Source organism: Caproiciproducens sp. LBM24188 (assembly GCF_054130445.1).
In genome coordinates this window covers 1,976,395-1,991,930 of record NZ_CP196862.1, presented here as the reverse complement: position 1 = coordinate 1,991,930, position 15,536 = coordinate 1,976,395, and the positions used below count along the sequence as shown (strand labels likewise).

General features: G+C 48.3%; 4 protein-coding genes, 6 tRNA genes and 3 rRNA genes. All 13 read left to right on the top strand.

Annotated features, from left to right (window positions below):
* The first annotated feature begins 171 nt into the window (after positions 1-171).
* The 13 genes from ACSVDI_RS09440 to ileS all read left to right on the top strand — a co-directional run bounded on the left by ACSVDI_RS09440 (position 172) and on the right by ileS (position 15,497).
* Positions 172-1,693 (top strand): 16S ribosomal RNA (locus tag ACSVDI_RS09440).
* 159 nt (positions 1,694-1,852) lie between these two features.
* Positions 1,853-1,928, top strand: a tRNA-Ala gene (locus ACSVDI_RS09435).
* A 74-nt stretch (positions 1,929-2,002) separates the two neighbouring features.
* Positions 2,003-2,079 (top strand) — tRNA-Ile (locus ACSVDI_RS09430).
* A gap of 131 nt (positions 2,080-2,210) precedes the next feature.
* A 23S ribosomal RNA gene (locus tag ACSVDI_RS09425) occupies positions 2,211-5,042 on the top strand.
* Positions 5,043-5,180: 138 nt separating this feature from the next.
* Positions 5,181-5,256, top strand: a tRNA-Lys gene (locus tag ACSVDI_RS09420).
* A 64-nt stretch (positions 5,257-5,320) separates the two neighbouring features.
* Positions 5,321-5,395 (top strand) — tRNA-Glu (locus ACSVDI_RS09415).
* Between the two features lie 53 nt (positions 5,396-5,448).
* Positions 5,449-5,565: ribosomal RNA gene (gene rrf, locus ACSVDI_RS09410) — 5S ribosomal RNA — on the top strand.
* The 16S, 23S and 5S rRNA genes sit together here with 6 tRNA genes alongside, the layout of an rRNA operon.
* 7 nt (positions 5,566-5,572) lie before the next feature.
* Positions 5,573-5,648 (top strand) — tRNA-Asn (locus tag ACSVDI_RS09405).
* Positions 5,649-5,695: 47 nt separating this feature from the next.
* Positions 5,696-5,772: transfer RNA gene (locus ACSVDI_RS09400), tRNA-Ile, on the top strand.
* Positions 5,773-6,783: 1,011 nt separating this feature from the next.
* Complete coding sequence (locus tag ACSVDI_RS09395; RefSeq protein ID WP_457942434.1) at positions 6,784-8,262, top strand: MBOAT family O-acyltransferase; 1,479 nt, start codon at positions 6,784-6,786, stop codon at positions 8,260-8,262.
* 14 nt (positions 8,263-8,276) lie between these two features.
* Positions 8,277-9,302, top strand: a complete 1,026-nt coding sequence (locus tag ACSVDI_RS09390) for a hypothetical protein (protein WP_457942432.1) — start codon at positions 8,277-8,279, stop codon at positions 9,300-9,302.
* Between the two features lie 303 nt (positions 9,303-9,605).
* Positions 9,606-11,966: an ATP-dependent DNA helicase gene (locus ACSVDI_RS09385; RefSeq protein WP_457942430.1), complete on the top strand. Its 2,361-nt coding sequence runs from the start codon at positions 9,606-9,608 to the stop codon at positions 11,964-11,966.
* A 417-nt stretch (positions 11,967-12,383) separates the two neighbouring features.
* Positions 12,384-15,497 carry an isoleucine--tRNA ligase gene (ileS, locus tag ACSVDI_RS09380; RefSeq protein WP_457942428.1) on the top strand — a complete coding sequence of 1,038 codons (3,114 nt, stop codon included), beginning with the start codon at positions 12,384-12,386 and terminating at the stop codon, positions 15,495-15,497.
* The last annotated feature ends 39 nt before the right edge of the window (positions 15,498-15,536 follow it).

The following is a 15,536-nucleotide window of genomic DNA, read 5'->3' as shown; positions in this document are numbered from 1 at the left end:
GAATTAGGAACCCGTAAAGATTCCGGAAAAGTTGAAAGACTTTGAGGATTTACGAAGTTGGCTGTCACTTAAGAAAAAAGACAGCAGAATACACGTTAGTGTATCGTATTTCGAGCGATTCAAGCTCTGAATATTTGATGTAAACACTCGAAAGAGTGATTTATATACAATATTTTAGAGAGTTTGATCCTGGCTCAGGACGAACGCTGGCGGCGTGCCTAACACATGCAAGTCGAACGGAGTGATTTGAAAGCTTGCTTTTGAATCACTTAGTGGCGGACGGGTGAGTAACGCGTGAGTAACCTGCCTTTCAGAGGGGGATAACATCCTGAAAAGGATGCTAATACCGCATGACATATCGAGGCCGCATGGTCTTGGTATCAAAGGAGCAATCCGCTGAGAGATGGACTCGCGTCCGATTAGCCAGTTGGCGGGGTAACGGCCCACCAAAGCGACGATCGGTAGCCGGACTGAGAGGTTGAACGGCCACATTGGGACTGAGACACGGCCCAGACTCCTACGGGAGGCAGCAGTGGGGGATATTGCACAATGGAGGAAACTCTGATGCAGCAACGCCGCGTGAGGGAAGAAGGTCTTCGGATTGTAAACCTTTGTCCTTGGTGACGAAACAAATGACGGTAGCCAAGGAGGAAGCTCCGGCTAACTACGTGCCAGCAGCCGCGGTAATACGTAGGGAGCAAGCGTTGTCCGGATTTACTGGGTGTAAAGGGTGCGTAGGCGGCTCTGCAAGTCAGGCGTGAAAACTATGGGCTTAACCCATAGACTGCGTTTGAAACTGTGGGGCTTGAGTGAAGTAGAGGTAGGCGGAATTCCCGGTGTAGCGGTGAAATGCGTAGAGATCGGGAGGAACACCAGTGGCGAAGGCGGCCTACTGGGCTTTAACTGACGCTGAAGCACGAAAGCATGGGTAGCAAACAGGATTAGATACCCTGGTAGTCCATGCCGTAAACGATGATTACTAGGTGTGGGTGGTCTGACCCCATCCGTGCCGGAGTTAACACAATAAGTAATCCACCTGGGGAGTACGGCCGCAAGGTTGAAACTCAAAGGAATTGACGGGGGCCCGCACAAGCAGTGGAGTATGTGGTTTAATTCGAAGCAACGCGAAGAACCTTACCAGGTCTTGACATCCAACTAACGAGGCAGAGATGCGTTAGGTGCCCTTCGGGGAAAGTTGAGACAGGTGGTGCATGGTTGTCGTCAGCTCGTGTCGTGAGATGTTGGGTTAAGTCCCGCAACGAGCGCAACCCTTGTGATTAGTTGCTACGCAAGAGCACTCTAATCAGACTGCCGTTGACAAAACGGAGGAAGGTGGGGACGACGTCAAATCATCATGCCCTTTATGACCTGGGCCACACACGTACTACAATGGCCATTAACAGAGGGAAGCAAGACCGCGAGGTGGAGCAAAACCCTAAAAATGGTCCCAGTTCGGATCGCAGGCTGCAACCCGCCTGCGTGAAGTTGGAATTGCTAGTAATCGCGGATCAGAATGCCGCGGTGAATACGTTCCCGGGCCTTGTACACACCGCCCGTCACACCATGGGAGCCGGTAATACCCGAAGTCAGTAGTCTAACCGCAAGGGGGACGCTGCCGAAGGTAGGATTGGCGACTGGGGTGAAGTCGTAACAAGGTAGCCGTATCGGAAGGTGCGGCTGGATCACCTCCTTTCTATGGAGAACTGACCAGTTGAAAGAAACTGGTCTAACATCCAAGGTCGGTTACGGAAGCCTAATTTGAAAACGTTGTTTAATTTTGAAGGCCCTGAAAAGAGCTTTCAAGAAGTGGAAACAAGGGTAGAACAACCTGAGTGACGCTGCCTTTCATAATGGGGGTTTAGCTCAGCTGGGAGAGCGCCTGCTTTGCAAGCAGGAGGTCAACGGTTCGATCCCGTTAATCTCCACCACGGGCACAGCCCGAAAGACAAATGTGGCTATATGGGCACAAGAATTAAACCGGATAGCCTCTAGCCAGAAATATGGGCTTATAGCTCAGCCGGTTAGAGCGCACGCCTGATAAGCGTGAGGTCGGTGGTTCGAGTCCACTTAAGCCCACCAAAGCAAACAACGATGTTGTTTGCACGTGTACATTGAAAACTGAATAAAGAAGAAGCAGATAAAGCGAGAAAGATGTTATTTTTAATTAGAAATAATTAAATCTACAATTTCAAAGAACCAAGAAAACACATGGTCAAGCTACAAAGAGCGCAAGGGGAATGCCTTGGCACTGGGAGCCGATGAAGGACGCGACAAACTGCGAAAAGCTATGGGGAGCCGTAAGTGGGCATTGATCCATAGATATCCGAATGGAGCAATCCGGCTGGAGTCATGTCCAGTCACCGTATACTGAATTCATAGGTATACGGAGGGAACCGCCTGAACTGAAACATCTAAGTAGGGCGAGGAAGAGAAATCAAACGAGATTCTGCGAGTAGTGGCGAGCGAAAGCGGAAGAGGCTAAACCGGGGATAGCAATATCCCCGGGGTTCGGACGGCAATGTGGATGCTGGAATTTAGCAGAATGGCATGGGAAGGCCAACGAAACAGTGTGAGAGTCACGTATGCGAAAAAGGAAAGCGCCTAGCTGTATCCAAAGTACCGCCGGACACGTGAAACCCGGTGGGAAGATGGGGGGACCACCCTCCAAGCCTAAATACTACCCAGTGACCGATAGAGAAGAGTACTGTGAAGGAAAGGTGAAAAGGACCCCGGAAGGGGAGTGAAAAAGAACCTGAAACCTTGTGCTTACAAGCACCGAGAGCCCGTCAAAGGGTGATCGGGTACCTTTTGTAGAATGGTCCGGCGAGTGAATGTATCTGGCAAGGTTAAGGACTTCAGGTCTGGAGCCGCAGGGAAACCAAGTCTGAATAGGGCGTATGAAGTCAGATGTATTCGACCCGAAACCGGGTGACCTACCCATGTCCAGGTTGAAGTGGGGGTAAAACCCCATGGAGGACCGAACCGACTCCCGTTGAAATGGTAGCGGATGAGGTGTGGGTAGCGGAGAAATTCCAATCGAACCCGGAGATAGCTGGTTCTCTCCGAAATAGCTTTAGGGCTAGCCTTGTATTAGATTCCCGGAGGTAAAGCACTGAATGGTCTAGGGGCCGAAAGGTTACTGAAGCCTATCAAACTAAGAATGCCGGAGAATTGATGTACAGGAGTCAGACAGCGTGAGATAAGTTTCGTTGTCAAAAGGGAAACAGCCCAGACCCACAGCTAAGGTCCCAAAATATGGTTAAGTGGAAAAGGATGTGGGGTTGCACAGACAACCAGGATGTTGGCTTAGAAGCAGCCACTCATTAAAAGAGTGCGTAATAGCTCACTGGTCGAGTGACCCTGCGCCGAAAATTTAACGGGGCTAAATCATATACCGAAGCTTGGGATTCCGTAAGGAATGGTAGGAGAGCGTTGAATAAGGGGTGAAGTCAGAGCGGAAGCGCTGGTGGACTTTATTCAAGTGAGAATGCCGGAATGAGTAGCGCGAAATGTGTGAGAATCATATTGGCCGAAAGTCTAAGGTTTTTGGAGGAAGGTTCGTCCGCTCCAAGTAAGCCGGGAGCTAAGGTGAGGCTGAGAAGCGTAGCCGATGCACATACGGTTGAAATTCCGTAGCCGCCAAAAGATTTAAGTAAGAGGACACCTGAGAAGTGCATAACCCGGGCGATGGTTGCCCCGGGCGTAAGGGACCGAAATTAGAGTAGGGAAGTATGCATGAATCAGGGCGAGAAAAGTCTTATGTATATCTGAGGCGCCCGTACCGCAAACCGACACAGGTAGACAGGAAGAGAATTCTAAGGCCAACGGGAGAAGGGTAGTTAAGGAACTCGGCAAATTGACCCCGTAACTTCGGGATAAGGGGTGCCACAGCAATGTGGCCGCAGAGAATAGGCCCAGGCAACTGTTTAGCAAAAACACAGGTCTCTGCCAAATCGTAAGATGACGTATAGGGGCTGACACCTGCCCGGTGCTGGAAGGTTAAGAGGAGATGTGCAAGCATCGAATTGAAGCCCCAGTAAACGGCGGCCGTAACTATAACGGTCCTAAGGTAGCGAAATTCCTTGTCGGGTAAGTTCCGACCCGCACGAATGGTGTAATGATCTGGGCACTGTCTCAACTACCCGCCCGGCGAAATTGTAGTACCGGTGAAGATGCCGGTTACCCGCGACAAGACGGAAAGACCCCATGGAGCTTTACTGCAGTTTAATATTGGGTTTCGGTAGCTTATGTACAGGATAGGTGGGAGACTGGGAAACCGTGGCGCCAGCCGCGGCGGAGTCGTCCTTGGGATACCACTCTTAAGTTGCTGAAATTCTAACCTGCGGCCGTGAATCCGGCCGGGGGACATTGTTAGACGGGCAGTTTGACTGGGGCGGTCGCCTCCAAAAGAGTAACGGAGGCGCTCAAAGGTCAGCTCAGCACGGACGGAAACCGTGCCTTAGAGTGTAAACGCACAAGCTGGCCTAACTGCGAGGGTGACGGCCCGAGCAGTAACGAAAGTTGGAGTTAGTGATCCGGCGGTATGAGAGTGGAATTGCCGTCGCTCAACGGATAAAAGCTACCCTGGGGATAACAGGCTGATCTCCCCCAAGAGTCCACATCGACGGGGAGGTTTGGCACCTCGATGTCGGCTCATCACATCCTGGGGCTGTATTCGGTCCCAAGGGTTCGGCTGTTCGCCGATTAAAGTGGTACGCGAGCTGGGTTCAGAACGTCGTGAGACAGTTCGGTCCCTATCTGTCGTGGGCGCAGGATATTTGCGGAGAACTGTCCTTAGTACGAGAGGACCGGGATGGACGCACCTCTGGCGCACCAGTTGTCATGCCAATGGCACAGCTGGGCAACTATGTGCGGATCGGATAAACGCTGAAAGCATCTAAGCGTGAAGCCGGCTCCAAGATAAGATATCCCACAGCATAAGCTGGTAAGGCCCCTTGAAGACTACAAGGTTGATAGGCTGCGTGTGTAAGCACGGTAACGTGTTCAGCTTGGCAGTACTAATAGGCCGAGGGCTTGACCATATTTTTTGGTTTGCCCAATATGCAGTGCACACTGCATGGCGCTTTCTGTTTCATATCTTTATTCAGTTTTCAGTGTACACAATGAGCTTCTGACGAAGCACAACACTGATGGTAACGGCGGGAAAAGACCGCGGAGCTGCACCATTAGCTCAGTTGGTAGAGCACCTGACTCTTAATCAGGGTGTCCCGGGTTCGAGTCCCTGATGGTGCACCAAAGGAAGTCGGAACAGGGGCCAGGCACCTCTGACCTCTGAATCTGGCTAAAAAGTGCGATATGTGGCCCGTTGGTCAAGCGGTTAAGACACCGGCCTCTCACGCCGATAACGGGAGTTCGATTCTCCCACGGGTCACCAAATTTTAAAAAAGAATAACCAAGGTATTTACACAGCAATGTGATAAATATAGAGTTGGTGCTGATGATGATGAGGGTCCACCCGTTCCCATTCCGAACACGGAAGTTAAGCTCATCGATGCCGAAGATACTTGGCTGGCGACGGCCCGGGACAATAGGAAGGTGCCAACACAAATATTCCTCAATAGCTCAGTCGGTAGAGCATGCGGCTGTTAACCGCAGGGTCGTTGGTTCGAGTCCAACTTGGGGAGCCAGTATAAATGCCGCCGTTATTTATTAGCGGCGGCATTTGTATATTTAAGGGCCATTAGCTCAGTTGGTTAGAGCAACCGGCTCATAACCGGTCGGTCCAAGGTTCGAGTCCTTGATGGCCCACCAATTAAAACCGCATCCAATAGCCATTTTCCGGCTGTTTGGTGCGGTTTTATTTTGCTTATGAGTACATAATATTACAAGCAATTATAAGATATTTTGAAAATATGTAAGTTAAAATGCAAGTCAAAATTGCACACCATATAAGGCTCTTCTCTGTTAGTTGATATCTATCCGTGTTGTGTTTGAGAACCTTAGTTCCAAGTGTTATCCCTTTTGGGAAGCTTTTCGTGAAAGGATCATTCTAAAAGTATACTTTTGGATGTTTTCCCTACACAACAAAGAATCAGCACCTTACGGTACGGTAGGGTGCTGATATTATTTAAGCATTATAGTCGGTTAATAGCCCCAGTAACAGCTGTTGCGATGACAATAACAATTCCATCCATAGAAATTACGAATAAATTTTCCAAATCGAATCAGATTATAGCAAGGATCCCAGTATAAATCTTTATACATATTTAAACCTCCTGTCCGAAAGGGATAGTACATAATATGAAGTTTAAATACCATATGCTATTTATGATTCTGAGGACTATAGAAAATGCTGACTTACCACTAGCGTTACCGCCGGGATACGGGAAGAACATGAACAAAACCGGTTACGCAGAACAGAGTGGCCAACGACGGAAAGAAAAAGGGACTTTTTGAACAGAATTGTCATTTATAATAATCAAGTCGGGTATCACTTTCAGGCGTTCTTTCGCTGAAAATGATACCCTTTCTTTTTGTACCGAAAAATTTATATTAATGTTAAACTAACATAAAAATGAGCGTATTTCGTTTCCTTCCAATAAAGTCGATTGAACGAAATAAAACACAAACTATATATATACGGAATTATTTTCCTTAAAAATTAAGCTGTTATTAAGAATTTGTGTATTTAATATTACAAATTAGTAACACAATTATTACAATGTTAACAGAAAGTTTATATTTATGTGTTTTAATATACAGGCTCCTCAGATATTCCCATTAAATATTTATCGAATGATTAGTGATTTGGAGGTCCGGGCATTGTCCTTTGTCTCAATCGGTTTTCTCATTTTGCTTTTTGCCACCGTATTGGTATATTATCAGACTCCACATCGATACCGGTGGGTTTGTTTGCTTGCGGCCAGTTACGTGTTTTATATATTTTCCAGTCCGGTGTACGCCATATTCTTAATCGTGTCTACCGTGGTTACCTATGGCAGTGGACTGCTAATTGGACGGATAAACAGCGGAACAGGAAAACAAAAATACAAGAAGTTAATTGTTGTATTCAGTTTGCTGATTAATATCGGCATTCTGATGGTTTTCAAATATGCGGATTTCTTCCGTGAAACGTATTCCGGCCTGCTGGCTTTATTTGGGGTCAGTGTTGCAACCGAAGCGTTTCATTTGATTTTACCGGTTGGGATATCGTTCTATACGTTTCAGTCACTGAGTTATACTATCGACGTTTACCGCGGCGATGTGGAACCGCAAACCCATCTTGGCAAATACGCCCTGTTTGTATCTTTTTTTCCGACTTTAGTATCGGGGCCTATTCAAAAATCAAAGGACTTTTTAAAAAAGATCGATGAGGTTCATCCCTTCGATTATGCCGGCATTAAAAAAGGCGTTCTTCTCATGCTTTGGGGCTATTTTGAGAAAATGGTGGTAGCGGACCGCCTGGGCATTTTGGTCAATACAGTGTATGAAAATCCATCCAAATACCATGGGTTAGAATCCATCTTGGCCAGCTTTTTTTATACATTTCAAATTTACTGCGATTTTTCCGGTTATTCCAATATTGCGATTGGCGCGGCGGAAATGTTGGGATTCCATCTGGCTGAAAACTTTAACTGCCCGTATTTTGCAAAGTCGATTCAGGATTTCTGGCGCAGATGGCATATTTCCCTGAGCACGTGGTTCCGTGATTACCTCTATTTCCCTCTTGGCGGAAGCAGATGCTCGAAGTTTCGCCGCTGCCTGAATGTGCTGATTGTGTTTACGGTCTGTGGCTTCTGGCATGGTGCATCCCTTACGTTCTTATTTTGGGGACTGCTTCACGGAATCTATCAGGTCATCGGTCTTTTGCTGAAGCCCCTGAAAGAACGTGCACGGGAAGCGATGGGCATTAAAAAACAGTCCATTGGTTATCGTATCATACAAGTTGCTATCACCTTCCTGCTCGTTAATTTTGCGTGGATTTTCTTCCGCGCGGATACCATGGAAAATGCTTTTCTGCTCATTGGAAATATGTTCCAGTTTGATCCCGCAGCAATCTGGAATGGGGCGCTCTTTCAGCTGGGATTAACGGAGCCGGAGTTTATTGCGGGGCTTCTGGGTGTGGCGATTATAATGCTGGTCGATATTCTGAAAAAGCGGATCGATTTGAGGACCGCTTTAATGAGCAGAAATGTAGTTTTACGTTGGACGGTCTATTTGGCGGCCGTGCTCATCCTTATGTTATTTGGGGTCTATGGGTCGGAATATAGTGCACAGAGTTTTATCTATTTTCAGTTTTAATGAGGGTATGTGCTTTGAAAAAACTAATCGGGAAAGGTCTTCTTTTTCTATTTTTACTTTTTACCATTTTCGGTCTAATCAGCCCCATTTTTGTGTACAAAACGCAGCACATGGGTAAACTGGAGGAAGGTCTGTATCTGTCCGATGATCAGTACGATGTGGTTTTTATGGGTTCCAGCCATATGAATGGCGGCATGGACCCCAATGTGATTTGGAATCAGCATGGAATTACCAGTTTTAATTATGCTACCGGCGGCCAGCCAATTGATGCTACATACTATCTGCTGAAAGATGTCCTAAAAAAACATCAGCACCCGATTGTTGTTCTGGATGTGTTTTACCTTGGAATGACGAATCAGTACGGCGAGCGGGGATTGGTCAGTAACGCGATTGACAATATGAAATTCTCGTTCAATAAGCTGGAAGCCATTCGAAACTGCACTCCTCCGGAAGATTGGATTCCGTATCTTTTTCCCGTCTTAAAATACCACTTTCGGTGGTCCTCGCTGCAGCAGAAGGATTTCGGTTTCGATTACTCTTCTGTTTATTATACGAAGGGATTTGAGGCCGGTACGAATCGATACGGAAAGCCAATTTCAAAGTGGGAAGATACGGACAACCGAATTGACATTCCTCCAAAAACTTTGGAATATCTGAATAAGATTGTCGAACTTTCTAAAACAGAAAACTTTAAGCTTATTCTGGTGAATATGCCGTGTGATTACAGCGAACCGAATCAGCAGAGCGGCTGGGTGGATGACTGCGAGGCGCTGTTTAACACAGTGGCGGACTATGCAGAAAGCAACCAGATTCCATTTCTGGACCTGTATGATTTGGCGGACGATATTGGAATTGATTTTGCCAACGATATGAACAATTCCGGGCATTTGAATCTTTGGGGAGCCTATAAAGTCAGTACTTACTTCGGTGATTATCTGACTCAAAACTACGATTTAACCGATCACCGCTCCGACAGCGCTTACGCCCAGTGGAACGAAGATTATAAGCATTCACAGGTCGCATCCATTCTGAAAAAGTAAGCGCTTTTTTGGACAAGCCGTTTTCAGAATGGTCAAACCGAGTGAAACGTGATAGAGAATAATTAGAATATAAAAATAATTGGAACAACCGGAAAGGATTCCTTATGAACCGTAAGTTGGTAATGTGTTCTTTTATTCTGACGTTATCAGCGTTCTTATTCTTTTCATTGTCCATCATATCGGGGAGCAGCACGGGTAGTTATGGTCCCGGTCTGTTTCTCCTGATTCACGGTGTTTTCGCGGTTCCCTGTGTTGGAATACCCGCCCTGGGCGTTTTGTCATATTTTAAAAGGTTATGCTGCCATGGAACAAGGTAATCTGGTAAAGCTTCCGGTCCGGCAGTTGGTAGAGTTTATTCTGCGTTCCGGCGACATTGACAGCCGCTATGTGGAAAAGGACCGGATGTATGAGGGAGCAAAAGCACACCGCAGAATACAAAGGGAAAAGAAAAAAATCTTCGAGGATTATCAAAGCGAAGTCGTCTTATCCATGGAGCTGGAAGACAGCGGGATTTCGTATCTTCTGGAGGGCCGCGCGGACGGGATTTTTACAGAAAACGGCAAAACTGTAATTGATGAAATCAAAACGACGGTTTTACCATTGGATGCCATTGAAGAAGATTTCAGCGATGCGCACTGGGCGCAGGCAAAGTGCTATGCGTATCTTTACGCGGCTCAGAATGGACTGAAGGAAATCTCTGTTCAGCTGACTTATTTTAATCTGGATACGCAGGAAATGAAAAATTTCATCCAATCCTTTTCGCTTGGTGAGTTGAAGGTTTTTCTGATGCAGTTAATCCGGAGTTATTCAAAATGGGCCCGTTTCACGCTGGAATGGCAGGCTTTGCGCAATGAAACCATCCGGCAGCTGCAGTTTCCGTTTCCGGAATACCGCAAGGGGCAGCGCAGGCTGGCGGTCGGTACCTACCGCACGATTGATCGGGGCGGAAAGCTGTTTGCGCAGGCTCCTACCGGAACAGGGAAGACGATTTCCACTTTGTTTCCGGCGGTGAAAGCGATGGGGGAAGGAAAAACCTCCAAGCTGTTTTACCTGACGGCAAAAACGATTACGCGCCAGGCTGCGGAAGAAGCATTTCAAAAAATGCGCGCCGGGAATTTAAGAATCAAGACCTTAACGCTGACGGCGAAAGAAAAAATCTGTTTTTGCGAAACGCCGAACTGCAATCCGGAGTACTGCGAATACGCCAAAGGACATTATGACCGAATCAATGATGCTATTCTGGATGCGATTACAAACTGCGATGAATTTACACGTAGTACCGTGGAAGAATGTGCGCGCAAGAACCGCGTGTGTCCGTTCGAGCTTTCTCTCGACATTTCCCTTTGGGTGGACTGCGTTATTTGCGATTATAACTATGTTTTTGACCCGCGTGCGTACCTCAGGCGCTTTTTCGGGGAAAACAGCGGGGAAAAGACGGATTACGTTTTTCTAGTTGACGAAGCCCATAATCTGGTGGACCGTTCCCGGGAAATGTTTTCTGCGGAGCTTTATAAAACGCATTTTTATCAGGCAAAAAAAGAGTATAAGGGCAGAAGCAGAACGCTCAGCAGGGTGCTGAACCAGATCAATCAGTTTTTGATTGAAACGCGGAAAAACTGCGGGGAAGCCGGGACCATTACCAGCACCAACCTGCCGGAAGAACTGTTGAAGCTGCTGACGGAGTTTTCGTCCGTCTGTGAACAGCTGCTCAAAGAAGACCGCGCATTACGGGAAGATAGGGATTTTCTCCGGCTTTATTTTGAGGCTCAGAATTTTTTGTCGCTTGCGGATTTATATGACGAGCGGTATGTAACGCTGATAGAATCCCATGCGAATGAAGTAATAGTCAAGCTGTTTTGTCTGGACCCTTCGTACCTTCTTGGCGAAGCGTTTCGGCGCTGTGGTTCCGCTGTTTTGTTTTCGGCTACTTTTGCGCCGCTGGATTATTTCCGTGACCTGCTCGGCGGGGGCGCGGAGGATTGGATGCTGACGATCGATTCGCCGTTTGACCAAAGCAATTTGTGCCTCATGGCCGCGGACCGGATCTCAACCAAATATCGGTACCGGGAACAGAGTGTGGGGAAAATTGCCGAACTGATTCATACGGTGGTGTCAGCAAAGACCGGCAATTATATTGTGTACTTTCCGTCCTACCAGTACATGCACAGCGTGTTTCAAACATTTCAGGCGAACTGGCCCGAAATCAGCGCGGTGGAGCAGCAGTCCGTCATGAGCGAACCAAGGCGGGAGGAGTTCCTCGCTTCTTTCCAGGAAGAGCCGGAACAGTCTTATCTTGCCTTCTGTGTGCTTGGCGGGGTATTTTCCGAGGGAATCGATTTAAAAGGCAGTCGGTTAATCGGAACCATAATTGTAAGCGTGGGGCTGCCCCAGCTGAATGTTCAGCAGAATTTGATTCGGGATTATTTTGATCAAAAAAACGGGATGGGATTTGAGTACGCGTACCAGTACCCCGGCATGAACAAGGTGCTTCAGGCGGCCGGCAGGGTGATTCGCTCCGAAACCGACCGGGGCGTGGTGCTCCTTGTGGATGAACGGTTTGGCCGCAGGGATTACAAGCGGCTTTTTCCAAAACACTGGAGCCACTGCCTTTCGGTCAAAAACGGGGATGATATTCAAAAAATCCTGAGCGATTTCTGGAACTAGAAAATCAAAGCCAACCATTTTGAAAAGGCAGGCGCGCCAACCTACCTTTTGGAATGCCTTGACAATTTGTGTTTTTGTGCTAATATTATAAAGAAATCGAATAACGGCTTTTTATAAAGCCTTAGAACAACATTGACAGAGAAAGTACGCTTTCACTCAAAATTACAGCGAACCGGGGGCAGTGCAAGCCCGGCATGAGTAGGTGAATCCGGAAAATCCCTCTGTAGTTGCAAGCTGAAAGGGAAACCGAGTAGGTGGCGCCGGCTTTCCACCGTTAACGGGAACACATATGACGGTATGGTGTAATAGGTGGTATAACAAAGTTTCGTCTTTGTCCTGTGCATACGGGACAAAGACTTTTTTATTATCGATGAACCATTACGGCATGACCGAATCTGATGATTGGAGAGTTATGGTATGTATCGGAAAGTATCTGCAGATCTCAATTTTGTGGAACGCGAAAAATCCGTGGAAGCATTTTGGGAAGAAAACAAAATTTTTGAAAAAAGCATTGACCTGCGTAAGGATGGGGATTCTTATATCTTTTTTGACGGCCCTCCGACGGCGAACGGCAAGCCGCATATCGGCCATGTGCTGACCCGCGTAATCAAAGACCTGATTCCGCGCTACCGCACCATGAAAGGGTATCAGGTACCCCGCAAGGCCGGCTGGGACACGCACGGCCTTCCGGTGGAACTGGAAGTGGAAAAGATGCTGCATATTAACGGCAAAGAGCAAATCGAACAGTATGGGTTGGAGCCGTTTATCGAGCAGTGCAAGGAAAGCGTCTGGAAGTACAAGGGTATGTGGGAGGACTTCTCCCGCACCGTTGGCTATTGGGTAGACATGGACCATCCGTACGTGACCTACGACAATAACTTTATCGAGTCGGAATGGTGGGCACTGAAGCAGATTTGGGAAAAGGGTCTGCTTTACAAGGGCTTTAAAATCGTACCGTACTGCCCGCGCTGCGGAACCCCTCTTTCCAGCCACGAGGTGGCACAGGGCTACAAAAATGTTAAGGAAAAATCCGCAATCGTCAAGTTTAAGCTGAAGGGCGAAGAGGCCTATTTCCTGGCTTGGACCACCACGCCTTGGACACTTCCTTCCAATGTGGCGCTCTGCGTCAATCCGGATGAAGCCTATGTTAAGGTGAGCAGCAAGGGCGAAACCTATTATCTGGCGGAGCAGCTTGCGCCTGTGATTCTGGGCGAGGACTACACGGTACTGGAAACTTATACCGGAAAAGAGCTGGAATACAAGGAATACGAACCTCTGTTTGATTTTGTGCAGCCGAATAAAAAGTGCTGGTACGTCACCTGCGACCGCTATGTCACTCTCACAGACGGCACCGGCGTGGTTCACATTGCCCCAGCTTTCGGTGAAGACGACGCGAACGTCGGCCGGAACTACGACCTGCCATTGGTGCAGCTGGTGGACGGAAAAGGCCAGATGACCAAAGAAACGCTCTGGCCGGGCGTATTCTGCAAGGACGCGGATCCGAAAGTCCTGAAAAACCTGTCCGAACGCGGCCTATTGTTCGCTGCACCTGCGTTTGAGCACAGCTATCCTTTCTGCTGGCGCTGCGACACGCCGCTGATTTATTACGCCAGAGAATCCTGGTTCATTAAAATGACAGCGGTCAAAGATCAGCTGATTCGCAACAACAATACGGTGAACTGGATTCCGGAGAGCATTGGAAAGGGCCGGTTCGGCGACTGGCTGGAAAATGTGCAGGACTGGGGCATCAGCCGCAACCGCTATTGGGGAACACCGCTGAATATTTGGGAGTGCTCCTGTGGGCATCGTCACGCCATCGGCAGCGTGGAAGAGCTGAAAAGCATGTCCCCGAATTGCCCGGAGAACATCGAGCTGCACCGCCCTTATATTGATGCGGTTACCATTACCTGCCCCAAATGCGGAAAACAGATGAAACGTGTGCCGGAAGTCATCGACTGCTGGTTCGATTCCGGTTCCATGCCCTTTGCACAGCATCATTATCCGTTCGAAAATCAAGACCTGTTCCATCAGCAATTCCCGGCCGATTTTATTTCGGAAGCGGTCGACCAGACCCGCGGCTGGTTCTATTCGCTGCTGGCCATTTCCACGCTGCTGTTCGACAAGGCTCCATTTAAGAACGTCATCGTGCTTGGTCATGTGCAGGATGAAAACGGGCAAAAGATGTCCAAATCAAAGGGCAACGCGGTGGACCCGTTTGACGCACTTTCCACCTTTGGCGCGGACTCTATCCGTTGGTATTTTTACAGCAATTCCGCACCATGGCTGCCAAACCGTTTTTACGCGAAGGCCGTTACCGAAGGGCAGCGTAAATTTCTTTCCACTTTGTGGAATACTTACGCGTTTTGGGTGCTTTACGCGGAAATTGATCAGTTTGACGCGTCTAAACACAAATTAAATCCGGAAACACTCACGCTCATGGATCGCTGGCTGCTTTCCAGGCTGAACTCATTGGTTCGGGATGCGGACCGTTTCCTGGCGAACTACCAGATTCCGGAAACTGCCCGCGCGCTGCAGAGCTTTGTGGATGAAATGAGCAACTGGTACGTGCGCAGAAGCCGCGAGCGCTTCTGGGGTTCGGAAATGACGGAAGATAAAATCAACGCCTATATGACGCTTTATACCGCGCTGGTCACCGTTGCCAAGGTTGCCGCGCCGATGATTCCTTATATGTGCGAAGATATTTACCAGAACCTTGTACGCAGTGTCAATCCGGATGCGCCGGAAAGCGTCCATCTCTGCGATTATCCCGTTGCAGATACTTCTTGGATTGACCCGAAACTGGAAGCAGATATGGAGGAGGCCGTTCAGGTCGTTACGCTGGGCCGTACCGCCCGCAACGCGGCAAACCGGAAAAACCGCCAGCCGCTTGCCAATCTGTATATCAGCGCGCAACGCGACCTTGGCCCGCTGTACCGCAATATCATCCGGGATGAGCTGAACATCAAGGCGGTGCATTTTGAAAATGACGCCGAACGTTTTGTGGATTACAGCTTCAAGCCGCAGCTTCGTGTGTTGGGGCAGAAATACGGCAAAAAAGTGAACGATATTCGTACTGCCCTGCAGCAGCTAGACGGAAGCAAAGCGAAAAAAGAATTGGATTCCAACGGATTTTTAACGCTTTCCCTCGGTGAGGAAGAAGTTCGCCTGACTGCGGACGATCTGCTGATTGAAACGGCGCAGAAACCGGGTTATGAGTCCGTGGCGGACAACGGCATTACGGTGGTATTGGATATTACGCTGACGGACGAATTGCTGGAAGAGGGCTTTGTCCGAGAAATCATCAGCAAAATTCAGTCCATGCGGAAAGAAGCAAAGTTTAACCTGACCGACCGAATTACGGTGTATGCTGCCGGCAGTGAAAAAGTGTTGGGCATCATGAAGAAAAACCAGGAAGCCATCGCGCACGACGTTCTGGCGGATGAGTTCCGATTTGAAGAGCCCTCCGGCTTTGTGGCTCAATGGAATATCAATGGTGAACCGGCAACCTTCGGCGTAAAGGTGAACGGATAAAAGAAAGGGTGGGAGAAAATCCCACCCTTTTTTCTATCA

Coding starts and splice junctions, on each gene's coding strand:
- ileS (WP_457942428.1), top strand. CDS start 12,384: ATGTATCGGAAAGTATCTGCAGATCTCAATTTTGTGGAACGCGAAAAA.
- ACSVDI_RS09385 (WP_457942430.1), top strand. CDS start 9,606: ATGGAACAAGGTAATCTGGTAAAGCTTCCGGTCCGGCAGTTGGTAGAG.